At 31.9% G+C, this 19,007-nt stretch carries 19 protein-coding genes and 1 rRNA gene; 4 read left to right on the top strand and 16 right to left on the bottom strand.

Features of this window, described 5'->3' with window-relative positions; all coding sequences use genetic code 11:
* Together QZU90_RS07005 and mer are read right to left on the bottom strand one after the other, a co-directional pair.
* Positions 1–91, bottom strand: a 16S ribosomal RNA gene (locus tag QZU90_RS07005); the annotation flags it as partial.
* A 1,144-nt stretch (positions 92–1,235) separates the two neighbouring features.
* Complete coding sequence (gene mer / locus QZU90_RS07000) at positions 1,236–2,156, bottom strand: 5,10-methylenetetrahydromethanopterin reductase (RefSeq protein ID WP_296856364.1); 921 nt, start codon at positions 2,154–2,156, stop codon at positions 1,236–1,238.
* 511 nt (positions 2,157–2,667) lie between these two features.
* Here mer and QZU90_RS06995 point away from each other — a divergent pair.
* From QZU90_RS06995 to QZU90_RS06985, 3 genes are all read left to right on the top strand, one after another.
* Positions 2,668–3,756 (top strand): archaeosine biosynthesis radical SAM protein RaSEA, encoded by a 1,089-nt coding sequence (locus tag QZU90_RS06995; protein ID WP_296856362.1) that lies wholly within the window; start codon positions 2,668–2,670, stop codon positions 3,754–3,756.
* Positions 3,757–3,890: 134 nt separating this feature from the next.
* On the top strand, positions 3,891–4,382 hold the full coding sequence (locus tag QZU90_RS06990; protein ID WP_296856360.1) for a DUF308 domain-containing protein: 492 nt from the start codon (positions 3,891–3,893) through the stop codon (positions 4,380–4,382).
* 162 nt (positions 4,383–4,544) lie between these two features.
* Positions 4,545–5,843: an adenylyltransferase/cytidyltransferase family protein gene (locus tag QZU90_RS06985; RefSeq protein WP_296856358.1), complete on the top strand. Its 1,299-nt coding sequence runs from the start codon at positions 4,545–4,547 to the stop codon at positions 5,841–5,843.
* Between the two features lie 72 nt (positions 5,844–5,915).
* On the opposite strand, the gene QZU90_RS06980 is transcribed toward QZU90_RS06985, so the two are convergent.
* The 6 genes from QZU90_RS06980 to QZU90_RS06955 all read right to left on the bottom strand — a co-directional run bounded on the left by QZU90_RS06980 (position 5,916) and on the right by QZU90_RS06955 (position 11,330).
* Positions 5,916–6,722, bottom strand: a complete 807-nt coding sequence (locus tag QZU90_RS06980) for a DUF1932 domain-containing protein (protein ID WP_296856354.1) — start codon at positions 6,720–6,722, stop codon at positions 5,916–5,918.
* 71 nt (positions 6,723–6,793) lie between these two features.
* Complete coding sequence (locus tag QZU90_RS06975) at positions 6,794–7,654, bottom strand: DUF89 domain-containing protein (protein WP_296856368.1); 861 nt, start codon at positions 7,652–7,654, stop codon at positions 6,794–6,796.
* A gap of 168 nt (positions 7,655–7,822) precedes the next feature.
* Complete coding sequence (locus QZU90_RS06970; RefSeq protein WP_295608571.1) at positions 7,823–8,023, bottom strand: MoaD/ThiS family protein; 201 nt, start codon at positions 8,021–8,023, stop codon at positions 7,823–7,825.
* Positions 8,024–8,146: 123 nt separating this feature from the next.
* On the bottom strand, positions 8,147–9,067 hold the full coding sequence (locus QZU90_RS06965; protein WP_295608568.1) for a TIGR00269 family protein: 921 nt from the start codon (positions 9,065–9,067) through the stop codon (positions 8,147–8,149).
* 146 nt (positions 9,068–9,213) lie between these two features.
* Complete coding sequence (locus tag QZU90_RS06960; protein ID WP_296856351.1) at positions 9,214–10,374, bottom strand: VWA domain-containing protein; 1,161 nt, start codon at positions 10,372–10,374, stop codon at positions 9,214–9,216.
* Between the two features lie 83 nt (positions 10,375–10,457).
* Positions 10,458–11,330, bottom strand: coding sequence for a MoxR family ATPase (locus QZU90_RS06955; protein WP_296856350.1), 873 nt, complete (start codon positions 11,328–11,330; stop codon positions 10,458–10,460).
* Positions 11,331–11,771: 441 nt separating this feature from the next.
* Between QZU90_RS06955 and QZU90_RS06950 the strand changes: the two genes are divergently transcribed.
* Complete coding sequence (locus tag QZU90_RS06950) at positions 11,772–12,938, top strand: MFS transporter (RefSeq protein WP_296856349.1); 1,167 nt, start codon at positions 11,772–11,774, stop codon at positions 12,936–12,938.
* A gap of 122 nt (positions 12,939–13,060) precedes the next feature.
* Here the strand turns inward: QZU90_RS06950 and QZU90_RS06945 are convergent, their stop codons facing one another.
* The 8 genes from QZU90_RS06945 to porB form a co-directional block, all read right to left on the bottom strand.
* Positions 13,061–13,579 (bottom strand): DUF308 domain-containing protein, encoded by a 519-nt coding sequence (locus tag QZU90_RS06945; protein WP_296856348.1) that lies wholly within the window; start codon positions 13,577–13,579, stop codon positions 13,061–13,063.
* A gap of 174 nt (positions 13,580–13,753) precedes the next feature.
* On the bottom strand, positions 13,754–15,352 hold the full coding sequence (locus QZU90_RS06940; protein ID WP_296856346.1) for a dihydropteroate synthase-like protein: 1,599 nt from the start codon (positions 15,350–15,352) through the stop codon (positions 13,754–13,756).
* Between the two features lie 32 nt (positions 15,353–15,384).
* On the bottom strand, positions 15,385–15,726 hold the full coding sequence (locus QZU90_RS06935; RefSeq protein ID WP_296856344.1) for a DUF86 domain-containing protein: 342 nt from the start codon (positions 15,724–15,726) through the stop codon (positions 15,385–15,387).
* Positions 15,710–16,006: a nucleotidyltransferase family protein gene (locus tag QZU90_RS06930; protein WP_296856342.1), complete on the bottom strand. Its 297-nt coding sequence runs from the start codon at positions 16,004–16,006 to the stop codon at positions 15,710–15,712. The genes QZU90_RS06935 and QZU90_RS06930 overlap by 17 nt, the downstream gene beginning before the upstream one ends.
* A 97-nt stretch (positions 16,007–16,103) precedes the next feature.
* Positions 16,104–16,943: a fumarate hydratase gene (locus tag QZU90_RS06925; RefSeq protein WP_296856340.1), complete on the bottom strand. Its 840-nt coding sequence runs from the start codon at positions 16,941–16,943 to the stop codon at positions 16,104–16,106.
* A 245-nt stretch (positions 16,944–17,188) separates the two neighbouring features.
* Complete coding sequence (locus QZU90_RS06920) at positions 17,189–17,617, bottom strand: 4Fe-4S dicluster domain-containing protein (RefSeq protein WP_295608552.1); 429 nt, start codon at positions 17,615–17,617, stop codon at positions 17,189–17,191.
* Between the two features lie 10 nt (positions 17,618–17,627).
* Positions 17,628–18,128: a 4Fe-4S dicluster domain-containing protein gene (locus QZU90_RS06915; protein ID WP_295608550.1), complete on the bottom strand. Its 501-nt coding sequence runs from the start codon at positions 18,126–18,128 to the stop codon at positions 17,628–17,630.
* A 12-nt stretch (positions 18,129–18,140) separates the two neighbouring features.
* Entirely contained in the window at positions 18,141–19,007 is an 867-nt protein-coding gene (gene porB / locus QZU90_RS06910) for a pyruvate synthase subunit PorB (RefSeq protein ID WP_296856338.1), read from the bottom strand.

Genomic DNA, 19,007 nt, shown 5'->3' with positions numbered 1-19,007 from the left:
CTGAGCCGTACGCCACGAATCTAAATTCGTTCGACTTGCATGGCTTAATCGAATCCCAATAGCAGTAGCTTCTGCCAGGATCAAACAGATTTGACAGAATACACAAAATAAGTACAATAAAGACTTAGAAGTACACTAAAAAAATTAGACGAGATATTACACAAAATATTCAAATATTATATCACAGACATAACAATCAAATATCACCACATCTATTTAACCAACATCAAACACTAAGTTAAACTTAGGTTCTCACGAATATATAAAAACATTAATACGAGATTAATATTTATGATAATAAAATTTATAAACATAAATTTAGCCATATGTGGAAAAGCAGTCATCATAGTAATGTAAATACATATACTTAGACCAACGCCATAAACACATGGCACAACTATTAGTGAAAGTTACAACACTTACAAAAATAAAAATAAACTATTGCAAAAATTAATTTTTAAATATATATCAAATAAATATATTTTATTTTTTAAAATAAGACTTAAATTAATACAATTTTGAAGTTTAAGGATAAAATAAAAAGAAAAAATTTAGAAAATTTTAAAAAAATTTCAGATCTTTAAAATAATTAGTTAAAAGAAGAAGAAATTAGGAAAAAGTGAAAAATGTGAAAAAACCGAATGAATGATAAAAAAGCTAAAAAATCCTTTAAATGATAAATAAGTCGAGAGAATATCTTTTTTTATAAAATAAACAATGAATTTTATTAAAAAAATAAAATAAATCGAAAAATTTCTGATAAAAATAAATATAACTAAAAAAATTATTTATTTAATTAAAAAAATTAATAATAAACATTAATTTAAGAAAATAAGATAATTTATTGCTTTAAATCTAAAAAAAGGAAAATTTTTATCAGATTAGAACTAAAAATTTCCAAGAATAATACAATTTCTAATATGTTTATAGTTTACAAAAATAAGAACTAATATATAAATATAACTATTTTTTCTTATCTTTATTTAAAGGAATGAATTTTTCATTAAAATCCCTGAAAACTATTTTTGAAAAAAAGATCTTTAAGCATAAGATAATTTAGGAATAATATTTGGGGGTAATAAAAAATAATATATTATATTAATATTATAGGGATGATACTATAGCTGATAATGTATAAGTGAAAATGACAATAATGTGATGAGAAAATATAACAATTGTTAATTTAATGATGCTAAAAAAAAGAAAAAATTAAAAAATTAGGAATTGTAGCTTCCTTAGAAGCTAGCAATTACGTCTCCTAATAATTTAATAGATTCTTCTACGTTTTTACCTACAGGGGATCCTGCTACGTATTGAGTTACACCCATTTCAGCTAAGCCTTCAATCTTAGGAATGAATTCATCAGGGGTACCACATACGGAGAATGCATCGAGTGCTTCATCGGTTACAGCACCAATAGCTCCACCGAAGTCACCTTTAGCTAAGAATGCACCCATTTGTTCGTTGAATCCTTCAGGTAATCCGTGTCTTGCAATTACTGGAGGTGGGGAACCTGCTGCAATAAATGCAACTACAATTTTAGCTGCGTTTTTAGCCGCTTCAGAGTCTGCACCAATGGAAGTTGCAGTGTATGCACCTACATCAAATGCTTTGTCTCCACCTGCTGCTTCAATACCTTTTTTAATCATAGGCATAGCAGCTTCATAATCTTTAGGGTTGGAAGCGTTAATTAATACACCGTCAGCGATTTCACCAGCGGTTTCTAACATTTTAGGACCTTGTGCACCCATGTAAATAGGGATTGCATCTTGTACTTTTTTAGCTCCACCTAATGCTGCACCAGCTTCAGTTTTTCCACCTGATAATAAGGTATTAATGTCTGCAATAGCTGCTTTGATAGTGGATACAGGTTTTTCCCAAGCAATTCCTAATGCATCAAAGGTTGCTTTGTCACCAGGACCAATACCAAAGGTTGCTCTACCATTAGAGATTTCGTCAATAGTAGCAATTGCGGAAGCGGAAATTGCAGGACTTCTTACGTATGCTGCAATTAATGCTAAGGTTTCGTATACGTTTTTGTTGTTGTAGTGGTCAGTGATCCATGCGTATTCAAAACCAACGTCTTCTGCTAATTTTACTAATTTTACGAGTTCATCTAACGGGATCTGAGGTACGAATTCTATACCAAATTTCATATTTATCACCAATCTTTAATATGTTATCTAGCTTATAAAGTATTTGTTATTTAAAAAATATAGAAAGATTTATATATTAAATGGAATTTGTTAAATTTTTTAATAAAAATATGAACAATTTTAAAAAATAAATAAATTTTTATATACAAAATTAAATTATATAAAGAGAAAATTAAAAATAATATATGGAAAAATTTGTTATTAAAAAATTGATAAAACTTAATAAAATATTCAAAATAGATTAAATTTGTTATAGATTAATAAAACAGACAATTATCTATTAAATAATGGAGATTAAAAAACAAATATTTAATTTTAATAGAATAGAACATTTAATATCATTCAAACAATTATCTAAATATATGTTAAAAATATATGCTATAAAATAAAAGATAAAATTCGGATTATGATAAATAAGTAATTTAAAAAAATTATAAATAATAAATATGATATATTATAATAAGAAATTAATTAATAAAATAAATTATATTTATCAAAAATAGGTTAAACAATGGAAATTAGAGAATTAACAAAAGAAATAAGAGATAAATCAATTGAATACGCTAAGCCAAAAGAATTGGATAGGCTTTCTGCAAGTTGGTATCAAGAAGATCTTTTATATTCTGGAAAAGGGAAAACCATATTCTTAATCCTACCTACCCCTGGCTGTTCATGGGCACTTGGCCCTAGTGGCGGATGCACTATGTGCAGTTATATCTCAGACTGTTACCTTAAGCCAATTGAAAATTCCAAAATCATTGAACTCTTTGAAAAGGAATTAAGTAAATGGGATTATAAGGAAGATTATGAAAATGGGGATAAAATAGCTATTAAACTCTTTGCATCAGGAAGTTTCTTAAATCCGGAAGAAGTACCTAAAGAAGCGAGAGACTATGTTTTAAAAAGGCTTGCAAATATGGAAGAAATCAGCGAAATCGTTGTAGAATCCAGACCAGAATATGTTAAGGAAGAGGTTTTAGATGAAATCTTTGATATAATAGGAGATAAGTTATTTGAAATCAGCATAGGTTTGGAAACTTCAAATGAAGAAACCAGATTAAATAAGATTAATAAGGGATTCAACAATAAGACCTTTGAAAAGGCAATAACTCTTATCAAGGAATACAAAACCAAGCATGACATTAAATCTAAAGCGTACATATTTGTAAAACCTATATTGCTCTCTGAACAGGAGGCTATCGATGAGGCAATTGAAACTGCAAGCTACTGTGAAAACTTAGGAGTTGATAGGGTTTCATGTTGCCCAGCAACAATTCACAGAGGAACATTGATTGAAAGGCTTTGGAGAAGAGGATCATACAATCCTCCTTGGATTTGGTCAACTATTGAAGTAATCAACACCATAAGGCAAAATGTGAATATTCCTGCATTGATGGACACCTCAGGATTCGGTTCAAGAAGAGGTCCTTACAACTGTAAAAAATGCAATAAGGAATTGAAGCATAGAATCATAGATTCCAACTTTGACCAAAGCCAAATCGAATATGATTGCGAATGCAAGAAGGAATGGATGGCAGAGGTAAAATTCTCTGACTTGAACAAATCCAAAACTCCAATAAAACATTTGCCTTTATATTAAATCCCCATTATTAGAAAATATATTTATAAATAATAAAAATAATAAATTATTAAATAATTATGCATTACAATTATTTGCATTAAGATTATCAAAATAATAAGAAAAATATTTAAAATGAATAAGGAGGTAAGAACTTGCATAAACAAACTACAATAAGCATTATTGCAATTATTTTAGGAATTCTTATCATTGCATTCCCAATGCTTGGAGTAATTGCAGCATCAGATATCCTTGGATTATCAGTTTTATTACTTGCAATCTTCTTATTAGCAAATGGTGTTAGTGAAGTAGAATACAACACAACCAGAGGATTGATTAATACAATCTTAGGAATATTAATGTTAATAATTAGTTTAGGTTTAATATTCAACCCAAGCATATTTGCATTTTTAACTGCTTTAACAATCTATTTAGCAGGAATATTCTTAATCATAATAGGTTTAATAATCATTGTTGGAAACAGAGACAACAAATACGGATTCTGGATGGGAATATTAGGAATAGTTTTAGGTGTAATATACATTATTCTTGGAACCTATATTAATAATCCACTCATTCTCGGTTCATTAATAGGAATCTGGTTATTAGTAACTGGAGTATTGAACTTATTAGATAATGGTTATTAAATGTAGAATAAATAATAAAAGATTATTATTTATTCCTATTACTATTTTTTAAAAAACATAATAATACAATTAATCAAAATAAATAATTAATTATAAAATAAATAAAATTTTTAAAACAATAAATTACTATTTTTAAATAATAATAACTTTAGGAAACATACTATGATAGCAATTAGTGCAGACTTTGACCCAGTCCACAAAGGACATGAACAATTGATTAGAAAAGCTCGTGAAATAGCTGATGAGAAGGATATTGAAGTGGCTATTTATATGAATAAGGGCTACAGTGCAAATCATGCTCCTTTTTTCACCCCTTTTGAAGCAAGAAAGGAAATGGCTCTTGCATTAGGTGCAGATAAGGTAATTGGAGTTGAAGGACTGCATCATAGACTGATCTTATCATACAGTGTGCCTATCAGGCTTGCTAAAATGCATGAAGATGGTGTAACAGATTACATCACCGCTGCAGACATCAGTTTGGATGAAGTGAAAAAATATGCTGAAAGATTCATCCAAGAGGGCAGTTTCCTTGGAATGCCTCAAGATTTCCCTAACAGAAATGTGATTAGATGGTATGCAATAAATGAATTCCTATCAAAAAGATTTGATAGAAAGATTGATTTTCACCTTATTCCAGAGCTCACACAGCCTAAAAAGGTCTCTGGAAGATTCATTAGAAAGGAAATCCTAAAAAATGACTTGGTTATCAGTTATGATATAAAAAAATTGCTTCCTAAAACAAGCATTGAAATATTGGAAAGGGAAATTGAAAACGGTACAATCCCTGGGAAAAGAAACATGAAAGTGTTGAAGCATAAGATGAACACTTATTCCAGATCAAACTTGACAAATATCGCTTATTTGAATGGTAAGGTAATCAATAAGATTGTTGAGGGAAGATTCTATAAGGACGATGAGGAATCCATTTGGGCCAGCTTTAGAAGAGCAGATTACGGCCCTGTAATGACTCGTCTTGCTGCTTCCTGCATTGAAGAGGAAGTTACAAAAGATGAAGTTCTTAAACTAATGAGACATTATGAAGAAAAGGGAGTTATTCCTGAAGAGCAGAATGTCGATAAGATCATTGAAAGAGCTTGGTATGTTGCTGAAGAAGTGGATAAGGGAGTTTCTGCAAAGGAAGCTAATGAAAAGTTCAGAACAAGAAAGGACTTGAAAGTAAACCCATTAATGGCTCTTGAATCAGGCTTGAACCTTACTAAATTCGAAGCAAAAAAAGTTCAAGAAGGACTTGAAACAAAGATCTTTGTTGATAAGGATAACCAGATATCCTGTGAGATAAAGGAAAAGAAGATTAAGATAAAAACCAATTTAAAGCTTCCTTCAAAGGAAGTAACTTATCTACGATACATTTTAGACTCCAGATACATCCCTGTAAGTGGAGAACTAATTAAAAACAAAAGAAATGATTGGAGAGTAAAAATTACTATCCATGATTATTAAAATAATAATGACAAAAAATAATTAAATTATTAATTATTATATTATGAAAAAATGATTGGAAAAACAATCATTTTATTTTCTATTTTTTAGTTTTTCGAATTTTTCACGTGTAGCTAAAGCCATTATTTTAGACTTTCTCTTTTTGTCAACATCATCTAAAAATTCCAAGACTTCATTCAATTCCTCATATTTACGCTTAGCTTTTTTATTTGATGATGAGATACGTGATTTTGAAGAAGTTTCGAAATCCCTATTTTCAGTCAATGACAATATTTCCCATAAGTCTTCGCTAAGACCTAATTTTTCTGCAGTTTCAAAAGTTTCTACAAGAAGTGCTGAAACGCCTTTTGTATAGGAACTTCTAAGGATCTTCAATTTGGAAACATCCCCAATTTCATCACTGACAACCTTTATATTGACCTTTATATCACTAGAGGACTCATTATTGCTAATGAAATCTCTCATGCTTTTGACAAAGCTTTCAGCTTTTCTTCCTGAGAAATAAAGATTCAATTCCTCTGAACTAACTCTTCCCATAATAGCTGAATCGATGAAATGCTCATCGGTAATATAATTTTCAATTTGCTTAGCAGTATTTGGAGATATATTGTTAAAGTCCAGGAAAATTCCATCTGTCAATGAGCCATACTTCAATGCAATAGCCAATGCGCTTTGAGGACTGTTTGCTGAAATTAAAATATCAGATTGGCGAGCGACCTCTTCGAAACTATCCAAAACAGGCAAATTAAGTGATTTAACTAATTCCTTTGTCTTTTTTGATCTTCCTTCAGTGGAAGTTAAAACCTCAAAACCATAAGATAAGAGTATTTTTGATAAGGTGTATGACACTTCACCAAATCCTATAAATCCAAATTTCATAATTAACCACCTATTTCCTTAATTATTTCCAAAATGACTTAGAAAACATCTTACAATCCATAAACTAATAATTATAATGTAGTCAAGATATGGGAACCTTCAGCAAGACCTAATTCCTTAGAGATGGAGGAACATTTTGTGCAAAGCAATACAAAGATATCCTGTCCTTCCAGATCCATTTCTGTCAATCCTTCAAAATTTCCCATTCCTTTAGAAATTACAAATGGGGAATCCAAGAGTATTTCCTTAAACTCATCTGAAATCATGGATTCCACAACACCTACAGAATCAGAGCCTGTAGTGATTAATGTAGCCACTTCATCAAGACCTGCTTCCAATGCCTCTTTCATGCAGGCATCGTTTAAGATAGGCCTTTCCTTAACTGCAACTGTAATGTCAACATCATATTCCTTTATTTTTTCAAGAAGAAACTTATCAAAGACAATTTCACCAGTATTATCAACTAAATAAAGAACATTATCATACTTTTTTAAAGCCTCTTCAAACTCATCTATCTTGTTTATGACCAATTCCTTCTTTAATCCTTCAGATATCATTGATTCGAATTCTGTATCCAAACCAAATGTGCCAAAATCAAGAATATTCCCTACAATAGCTACTTTAACATAGGTTTCCAAGCTATTGTCTTCCTTTAAAATTTCCCTAACTTTAGGCACTAAGGACATTGCAATTTCATTCCCTTCCTTCTTTTGATTATAATAAGGGTCATAACATCCAGTTTCCTTTTTAATGTATTGATGTATCCTTGTTCCAGTGGCATTTGAAGACAATTCCTTTGAGAAGTTTTCTCCAAGATAAGATAAGACATCCTGAATCAATTTGAACTTTAATTCCTCATCATCTGTAGATAAGTCAATAGCTTCCTTTGCTTGTCTTAAAAAGCATGCTCCACATTCGTAATAAACTTTAATATTATCACCTGAAAATAAAAAAATAAATAATTATAATATTCTAATTATATATTTATAAATTAAAATTATTAAAATTATTGAAAAAAAGTAAAAATAGACTAAGAAATTAATGATAAGAAATGAAAAATATGAAAATATAAAAAAATATTTAATTTTAATAGAGAGAAATTATCCTCCATAAATGATTTGGATAAACTCTATCTCATCACCATCTTCGATTGTTTCCTCTTCTATAACAATCTCACCATTCTTTTTGCTTACCATGGTTTCTGAAGACAAATCCAAATCATCCAATAAATCCTTAATGGTTAAATCACCGTTGATTTCTCTCTCTTCAACTTTATCCTTGATCTTTAATGTAAAACTCATAAAATCACCTTATAAATTTTTTATCCCCTCACTTTTAATTTGTTAATCATCATATATAAAATATAACAATTGTTAAAAATATATGGGCTTATAAAAAATTTAAAAAAAATGAAGTGGAAAAACCTATTTTCCCAATTCCTCTAAAAATGTGCAAGCTCTGCATAACCTATTTGAAGATGGCTCTCCACAGCGTTCGCATCTGTCAAATTCATAATCATGCTCCAACTCTCTTCTGATTGCAGGCCTAATCTTATCAAATCCTCTAAGTGTGGAATACTTTATTGTTGGATGTTCCTTAACCAATTCATTTAAGATATTGGAAATTTCCATTCTGAATGATTCCTGAGCATATGGACAGCCTGCAAGATGAATGTCCAAACCTTTTGCAAGTGCATAAAGACCAATTTCCTTTTCAGGAATTTCTCTAAGTGGCTTGATTTTAACTGTGAACAATTCACTGTTGGATTCTGTCTTAGGACCTATCTTTGCTAAGTTTTCAGTATTTCCTTCCAGATAATTCATTAAAATAGCCTGAGTTTCATCATCAAGATTATGACCTGTAGCAATCTTGGTTGCTCCAAATTCCCTTGCAGCCCTATTGATAATCCATCTTCTAAATACGCCGCAATAGGTACAGGATCCTCTATGGTTTTCCTTTTTCATTATCTCATCCAAGTCAATCCCAAAACTGTCCTTAAATGAAACGACCTTGTGGGGAATTCCAAGTCTCTCTGCATGTGCCTTTGCAATCTCAACTCCTTCCTCCCTGTAACCTGCAATTCCTTCATCAATGGTTACAGCACATAATTCTATAATATGCCTTTTGACATATGAATTGAGAATTTCAAGAGTCACTACACTATCCTTTCCTCCAGACAATGCCACTAAAACCTTATCTCCCTTTTCAATAAAGTTTTCCTTCTTGATAGTTTGCTTGACCTTCTTTTCAATGCTTTCAATAAAACAATCCTTACATAAAGCCTGTCCGGAAGCTTTTCTTTTTATAATCACATTTGGATTTCCACATTTAGTACAAGATTCCATATTAAAGTCATCCTTTTATAAAATAATAATTTATAAGAAAAAATATAATTTTTAAATTAAATCTATAATTTTTTTAATTAAATCCATAATCTTTAATTTTAAAGTTCTTAATTAAATAATTTTTAACTAACTAATCGGTTTTTAAATTACATATCAGCGACAAATTCAGCCAATTGGTTCAATGTGCTCACTTCGTAAACTTGAGCTCCGGCTCCCTTATACAATGAAACGCAACTGTCAACTACATCCCATTTCTTCTTATCTTCAGGGTTTAGGATAACCACCTTTTTAGCCATGCTTGACATTTGTGATATAAGCTCTACACTTGCAGGCACTCCATTTACCTTAGGACCTGCCCAATCTCTGCAATCAGACAATAGGATAATGTAAGACTTATTGCTTATATCTGCCTGCTTCATGAATGATTCGAATGCAGTGAACATATTGGAGGTTCCTCTAACCATCATATTACGCATACGAAGCAATCTTATTTCAGCAAATGCATTGACCATATACTTTTCTTTTAAAAATTCAGTTGTTTCTATTGTTTTATTGTCAAATTCAAACATTCTTGAGTCCTTGAATGTCTTTTGACATGCAAACATAAGCATGAAAAACCAACTGCTTATCCATTCACATGAACCGCTGACATCATTCAGGAACAAATGCTGTTTCCTATGAGGTTTCTTCTTAACATGAACAAGATCAATCGGCACTCCACCATATTTCATGTTTTGCCTCATTGTCCTTCTCATGTCAATCTTATTTGAACGAGCCAATCTCTTTCTTCTTGACTGCTTGTTAGCGATTTTTCTTCCAAGTTCTGCACATAATTCAAATACCCTTTCATCGTATTTGTTAAGCTTTGACAAATCACTGTTTAGAATATCGTTATCCCTAGCAAGATCCTTGTCCCTATCTTCAAGGACTGGCCTTCCTGCAAAGTATTCCATAGCCTGTTCTGCACCCATTTGAATTTGCTTTCCACCTTTTCCTTTCTGCATGGTGATTTTCCATTCATGCTGTGAAAGCTTACCTTTCATGGAGTTTGGCCTGTAAGCCCTATTAAGGTCATTATCCAATTTCTTTGGAACTTTCTTAGCGAAGAATCCATCAAATGACTCATTGAATTTAGGGATGTCATACTTGCTTTTAACATAAATTGACCTGAATGCATCCTTTAAAGTGTCCACATTATCCTCTCCCAATATTGCATATGCATCTATTGCAGACTGAGTAGACCTGACGCTCACAGGCATTCCCTTTTTTCTCAAATCATTTGATAATCTTACGATTTTCTCTTCCATAATAAAACCTTAAAATAAATAATAGTGTGCAGAAATTAAATCTAATCATTCATGGATAAATTTCTAAAGAGTTAGAAACTAAACTAATCATTCATATACTCGTTTCTAAAGATTTCTTTTATAACTTTAGCTTTGTCTGGCTCTGTCTTAATAGCTACACCAACACTGTCCTCAAGTGCAGCATCAACATTCTTATAATCCTTATCCAAGTGCATTACAGAGCTTACCCAATCAATTGAAGCTCTTACAGATGGTTTCTTATTTAAGTTGAATGTTCTGATTCTATGAACCATATTAACAACCTTCTTAACCAATCCATCCTCTGCAGTTGGCACTCTAGCTTTAACAATAGCCATTTCACGTTCAACTGTAGGATATGAAATGTATAAGAAAAGACATCTGTCCTTTGTCTCTTCAAGCAAGTTCCTTTGTGCATTTGAAGTGAGCATAACCATCAAATCATTTTGAAGGTCAAAAGTGCCCAAGTCATTTACAGTAATCTGCTTTTCTCCCAATGCCTGAAGCAAGAAACTTTCCACTTCCTCATCTGCCTTATCGATTTCGTCAATGAGGAGAAGTGATGGCTTATCATTCATAAATGAGGTTAAAAGTGGTCTTCTAATAAAGAAATCATCTTCAAATATTGATTCTTCACCTTTCTCGCTACCTTTGAATGCTTCCAAATGGAGCAATTGCTTTTGATAGTTCCATTCCCCTACAATCTGTTCAAAGGTAATTCCTTCATAACATTGAATCCTGAAGAATTCCCTTCCTAAACATTCGGAAACAGCCTTTGCAAGCTCTGTCTTACCTACTCCAGGAGGCCCTTCAATCAAGATCGGCTTGTTTAAAGATAAGGATAAGAATACAGAAGTGCTGATTTCATTATTGGATATGTAACCAGTACTTTCTAACTTTTTCCCTATTTCTTCTATGGTTAATTCTTCATCTGTCATTTAAAAACCTTTTTTAGTTAATTAAAAATCAAAGTAAATATAAAATTAATTTTTTAAAATGATTCTTTTAAAATAATTTTTTATATTGAATTTTATATACTATATTATATAGTATATTAAATATTTGTTTAATATATATAAATAATTTATTGTTTTATAATATTAAAACTAAAATATTAAAACTAATAACTAATTTAAATGAAATCATTATAAAATTCATTCTGTGATAAAATGAAAATAAGAAAGATAGTTGCATGGTTCTTTGTTTTAATCCTTCTATTTGGAGGAGTTTGCATCTGTACAATGTACATATAAAATGAAATAAAATAAATGAAATAAAATAAATGAAATAAAATAAATGAAATTAAATATTAACTTTATATAACATGTGTTATAAATAATATCATATTTAATCTGATTTTAAAAAAAGGAAAATAAACTATGAAAACCAATCCTAAAATACTCTTATACATCCTAATGATTTCAACACTTGGAATTAACACTCCATTAAGCATAGTTGGAATCATTTCGCAAATATCTGAGTATTTCAATACATCAATAGCCATTTCCGGACTTTACGTAAGTTCATTCACCTTTACAATAGCTATCTGCGGATTGTTCATACCTGTTTTATTTTCAAAATATGAAAGAAAAAGAACTTTCATAAGCATTTTAAGCATATTTGCAATTTCAAATATAGTGATTATATTTGCAAAAAGCATTTACATAGCATCTTTTTTTAGGATATTGTCTGCAATATTCTATCCTGCATTCATTTCAATAACTCTGACAGTTTGTGAAGAGATAGCTCCAAAGGGAGAGGAGCAGGATTACATTACAAGGATATTGCTTGGAATATCAGTTGGAAGCATTATAGGATTGCCTATAACAACTGGCCTCGGCACAATATTTGGCTATCAGATAGCCATGACTTGGATCTTTCTAATAAATTTCATTACATTGATTCTTATAATCATATTCTGCCCAAGAATTGAGGGAAAATCCAAATCATATGAAATGCCGTTTTCAAGCTTAAAGTCAAAGGAATTCATTATTGCAACCATTGGAATAATAATGATGCCTATAGGTGCAAGCATAGTCTACAATTACCAACCATTATTTTTACAGGTGGTAAGCCATGTTTATACCTATAAGTTAAGCATATTCCTATTTATCTATGGATTGTTTTCAATTTTCGGCACTTGGCTTGGAGGAAAACTAATAGCTAAAAAGGATAAGGCAACACTTATCATTTTCCAATTGGTATGTGGAGGAGTATTTGTGCTTCTTTACCTATTTGCAAACTATTTGATTCCAGTTATTGTACTGATTTTAATATTCGGTGTGCTTGATGGAATGGGATACAATCTTATCCAGTACATTGAGGCATCTGTTGTTCCAGATAGCCCCGAGCTTGCAAATGGATTATTCTTAAGCATCTTGAATGGGGGAATAGCATTAGGAATAGCTATAGGCGGATTTTTAGTGGATGGCTTTGGAATAATGTCAATCTTCATTTTTGGAGCATTATTCCTTCTCCTTGCATTAATCATGATGGTTTATGTTATCAAGATTATGAAAATCCCTTTAAAATATTCTAGACAATAGAATAAAAATAGATAAATGGAATTAATAGATTAGTAAGAAAAAAAGTAGATTGCAAATAGTTAAAACGCTTAAAAAAAAAAAAGAGGAAAAAATTCCCCTAATAAGATTCTTGAATTAGATCATTAATTGTTTTCGAAACTATCAATTTTATCAAATGCGCTACCTAAAGTTAAGAAAAGAATTCCTCTAACTATTAAACATACACCAATTAAAATTACAATGAATAATGGATTGTTAATTGATAAAATACCCATTATGAAGAAAATGATACCGAAAATCAATATCAATGCGGAAGCCCATTTTGAAGTTCCTTCACCGTTAATGATTCCAAGAATACCAATGATAATCAATATTATAGCAATTAAATAAAATGTGTATGCGGTAAGGAAAGCTAATGGAGCTAAATCAACAAAGAACAAGAATCCTAATAAGATCAATAAAAATCCCATTATCAATTCAAGAATTGATCTGCCAGTTGACAAACTCCATAATGTGAATGCATTAAACATTACTACTAAACCAAAGGATATTAAAGTTACACCTGCCATTATAGACACTACCCCTGCACTAACCAATGGGTAAGCTATAAATAGCACACCTAAAATAATTAATAAAATTCCAAGTATTTTTGTATAATTCATTAAATCACCAATTTAAATATTTATATGAAAGGATATTTATATTTTTTTTAAAAAATACCTCTAAAATGCCCTTAAATTGAAAAATAACTATAAAGAATCAGTGAAAAATTTTTTACATGAAATTGTTAATAAATTTCATGAAAAAAATGACAAAACCAATTAATTTAAGAAAAACTAATTTTGCTTGATGAACTCTTCAGGATCCTTAAATAAGTCAAAGTCTTGAACATACTCTTTTCCAGTGAGCATTGCAATCTCTGCTTTTTCCAACTCCTTACCAAGATATGCTGCATGGTCTAATCTGGTTACAAGGCCCTTTTCAATAATCTCTTCATAGATCTCACTGGCTCTTTTTCCTTCAAAGCTAATGGTTGGCTTTGTTTTCTTAAAGTGAGTTGCAACTATATATGAATCCTTAACGCTTATTGCATGTTCCACTCTGATCTTAAAGCTTCCTGCCTTATCCCTAACGAACTTGATAGGTGCATCCTGCTTGACTATAGGGACATTGTCATCCTGCTTCAAGTCAAATCTTTTCTTCTTGTCCTTGAATACAAGAAGGTCAACACCTAAATCCTTAGGGATAGATTGTCTATTCTTAGCCAAGAACATCATTTTAGATGCAATTGCCAATTCCCTTACACTTCCATGAGTCTTACCGCTTTCCTCAGGAGTGAAAAGTATGCTTGCACCAAGCTCCATTGCAATTCCTGCAAGAACTGCATTTGCACCTACAGAATCTGTATCCATAAGCTCAATTACATTTCCAATACCGAAGAACATTGGCCTCTTGTCAATTTCATGATAATCATGGAATGCAATGATTGAATCCACAAGGCTTGAACTGTTGACAGGGTCTAAAATCAAGTCACAGACCACTTCAAGGCCATCAAGGTTTGAAACCAATTTTTGCATGGATTCAACCCTTTCTTTAGGGGTGTGAGGCACATATCCTTCAGAGAAATTAGTTGGTAAAATAACTGCAGGAACATTCTTTTCCTTCAATAAAGGCAATATCTCTTCATAATTTCCATTGTCTAAACTTAAAACCATATCAATTCCATGGTTTACTGCAGCTTCAATCTCCTTTGGATTCAATGTGTCAATACTTAAAGGCCTGTCACCCACAATAGGACGAAGTGTGTCAATCAAATCAGGTATCTCATCAGACCTGTCTTCACCTGCAATCATACCAATGTCTATCATGTCAGAGCCAGAAGCAACGAAGAATTCAGCCTTTTTAATCAAATCCTCTTTTGATAGAATAGGAGCGCTTGCAATCTCAGACAACACTCTCATTGGGAAATCCTCACCAACAGGAAGGTTTCTCACAAGGATGTTGTTTTCCTTCTTGAGCAATTCATCTCTTTTTTCAATATCATTTTCAAAGTCTTCGATGAATTTCAATGCCTGTTTCTTCTTCTCTTCTAAAATGAGTTTGTCTGCAGGAGTGGACTGTGACAATTCCAAATCATCGACCAAGTCTAAAACCATAGCCAAGTCTGCTGCATCTGTGGATGCCTTATAACAAGGAATATTAAATTCATCTGCAATGAGGAATGTATCTTTTCTTATTAAACCTGGAACTAGTATCAAATCAATATCATCCAATCTATCTTCAAAATGCTCATGGATTTCTTTGATTATTTGAGTTGGAGTCAAAAAAGCAGCAACTTGTGTCTCTGCTATATGCACCACTGTTTCCTTTTTTGATTTTTCAGCCATTTGACTTACCAAAGGATAAGCCAAGTGTCCAGTTATAATAAGTATCATAAAATTCCTCTAAAATATAAAAAAAGTTAAAATTATTCATTCAATAAATTTTCAAGATAAATCTTTAAATTGGGAATATCCTCTTGAATAACATCCCATACAATATCATCAATAACATCTTCATAATTGTGAGCAAAAATATTACTCATGCCTATAATTTCTTGCCAATTAATCTCTTTATGATTATATCTGAATTCATCAGACAACCTACCAATAAATTCGCCAATCTGAATTATAACTAATGCACAAGCATCCTGGTATAAGTTATCTGACAAATATATTCCTTTATCATTATCAAAACGATTAGCGTAATCTTCCATACGATTACAATAATGTATAACAATATTTATAGTTCTCTTATCCTTTTCTTTCATACAATAAAACCTCTTCCTTTTCAATTGACAAAAGAAATTCCTTATTAGAACTATCTTTGCTAACTACATCAACATGACATTCAAATTCCCTTTCCAAATCATGTATCAAAGAGACATATCTTAATCCTTTCAAATCTCCTTTATCCATCACAAAATCCAAATCGCTTTCTTCAGTAGCTTCACCTCTTGCGTAAGACCCAAAAAGAGCAAAGCTAGCAATACCATACTTAATGACAATGGGCATAACCCTTTTTCTAATCTCATCAATAGTGTAAACCATTTAAATCACCGAAAACAATACATATTAAAATGAATAATGAAAATGAATACTTTTGATAATTTATATTTATTTTATTTATATTAAAATTTTTTATGAGTTAATTATCCTCTATACGAGCAGTTGCATGCCTGTCAGCCCAACATTGAATAACTACACCAATCGGAAGACCTGCAGTGTGAGTGTCCATCTTCAAGATCTTTACATCAAGTGCAGTTGTTCTTCCTCCAAGACCCATTGGTCCTTTTCCATCCTTATTGATTCTTTCAAGACATTCAAGTTCCATTTCTGCTATTGTTGGATCATGATTGCGCTCTCCCACCTTTCCAAGAAGCGCTTTCTTACCTAATTTCAATGCCATGTCAGAACTTCCACCGATTCCAACACCTACAACGATAGGAGGGCATGGTTTTCCACCTGCCTTAAGTGCAGTTTCAACAACAAAGTCCTTGACTCCTTCGATTCCTTCAGCAGGAAGTGCCATCTTAAGTGCATTGTTGTTTTCAGATCCAAATCCTTTAGGCATGATAGTGAATTCAACATAATCTTCATCTATTAATTCAATATCTACAATAGGCACTTTGTCCCCTACATTTCCAGAGTTCTTTCTTGTGATAGGATCAACCACATTTGGTCTAAGTGGAACTTCTGAAGTCGCTTTTGCAACTCCTTTCTTGATTCCTTCATAAAGATTTTCAACATGAACTTTACCAAGCTTTACAAAAATGATAGGGAGACCTGTATCTTGGCACATTGGAATTGACTTTTCTTCTGCAAGTTCAATATTCTTTAAGATAGCTTCAATATTTAGCTTACCTAAGTCACTATCCTCACGTTTAAGAGCATCTTCAAGTGCACATTTGACATCATCTCCAAGAACGATAGCAGCCTGTTTGTATAATTGATAAATGGTATCTTCAATTTGTTTTTCTGTTATCATAAAATCACATAAATTGAGTTAAAGAAAAATAATTAAATTTTAAATTATATATTTAAATTTTTTAAATAATATAATAAAATATTTAATTTATTTATTTAAATAATTTATTAAAAATTATAGGAAGAGAGATAATGAAAATTATAAAAATTGTAAAAATAGTAAAAATTGAAAAATAATAAAAATAGTAAAAAATAGTTTAAAATAAAATAAAAAAAGAGAATTTTTAAAGAACAAGTCTTTAAAAATTATTTCAATAAAGTTTGAATTTTCTTAAATCCTTCGGATATTTTATCCTGTTTATCATGAATTATCTTTTCTGTATCATTTGTGAGTGCATGAGTTGGACAAGCTTCAACACATTGTTGAGTGTCATAGCCTTCACAGAGATCACATTTGGTAGCTTGACCTATCTCATTAATGGTGATGGCTCCAATGGGACATACACTATGACATAATCCACAACCAATACATTTATCTTGCTTAATTGTAATAGCTCCACCTAAAGCCACAATAGCTCCTTTTGGACATACAGCAAGACAAGGTGCTTTTTCAGGACTGCAATGCATACAGAATAAAGGGACACCATCATGAACACGAATTGCATTGTTAGGACAATTACGTTCACAAAGTCCACAATCTACACAAAGTTCTGGGTTAACTTTTAATTCATCCATTTCAACACCTCTATTCTCCATCTAATGGTTTTCTAGCTCTTGTATCAGTTGTAATGACACTGAGAAGACCTTTCTTCTTAGCAGGTTTATCCAAGCCATAGATTTTTTCAATGTGTTCTCTTTGTTTCCTTTTGATGACATTTGCAATGTCATGAACTGCAATTGCTCTTTTGGAACAAGCTTTAACACATGCAGGACCTTCTTCTCTGTCTGCACAATGATTACATTTGTGAGCATTGCTGTATTGAATGCTGATTGCACCAAACGGACAAGCCATTGCACAGAAACCACAAGCAATACATTTAGTTACATCCACTCCTAAATTGCTCATTGCACCAGTCGGACAAATGATCTCACACGGAGCATCCTCACATTGTTGACAACGAATAGGGAAATAGGAACCGTCTAATTCATGAATAGTGATTCTAGGAACTCCATGGACCCCTTCACATGCTTTTTCGCAATCCTGGCATCCATCACATAATTCATTATCTACTATTAATTTCTCCAATAGAGACCCTCCTTAGATACCTAATTCTTCACATTGATTGTCAACGAATTCTTGGATTTCATTAATTTGTTCTTCTTTAAGATGTCTGAATCTTTTTTGAGCAGATAAGTATTCCACTACAGGTTTTCTTTCTTGAGGTCTGTAAGTTACTCTGAATTCACCGTTTTCAATTTCAAATAATCCCCATGCACCGGTTTCAACAGCAAGTCTACCTAATTGAATTGTCTGTTCAGGTTTGAATCCCCAACCGGTAGTACATGGTTGATGTAAGTGAATGTAAGCAGGACCTTTGGTTTCAGCTGCCTTTTTAACCTTTTTCATAAAGTCTTCAGGATATGAAATTGATGCTGTAGCCACATATGGAATTCCATGAGCTGCCATGATGAAAGCCATGTTTTTCTTAGGCTTGTCTTCACCAAAGCTTAAATTACCTGCTGGTGAAGTGGTTGTTGATGCACCATAAGGGGTAGCTCCACTTCTTTGAATACCAGTGTTCATGTAAGCTTCGTTATCGTAACAGATATAGGTTATGTCATGACCTCTTTCCATTGCACCGGATAATGATTGGATACCGATATCAGCAGTACCACCGTCACCACCGAAAGCAACAACATTAACATCTTCTTTACCTTGAGCTTTCAATGCTCTTTCTACACCGGAAGCCACTGCACCTGCGTTTTCAAAAGCAACGTGAATCCATGGGACTTCCCATGCAGTTTCAGGATAAGGGGATGTCATAACATCCAAACAACCAGTTGCACAAGCAACCACAGTGTTTCTGCCTAATGCCTTAAGAGCAAGCCTTACTGCAATAGCTGCCCCACAACCAGCACAGCCTCTGTGACCTGGTGCCAATAATTCTTCTTCAGGAAATTCCAT

It is taken from the genome of uncultured Methanobrevibacter sp. (genome assembly GCF_902784195.1).
In the GTDB taxonomy this organism is placed as follows: domain Archaea; phylum Methanobacteriota; class Methanobacteria; order Methanobacteriales; family Methanobacteriaceae; genus Methanobrevibacter.
This window is presented reverse-complemented; position numbering and strand designations above follow the sequence as displayed.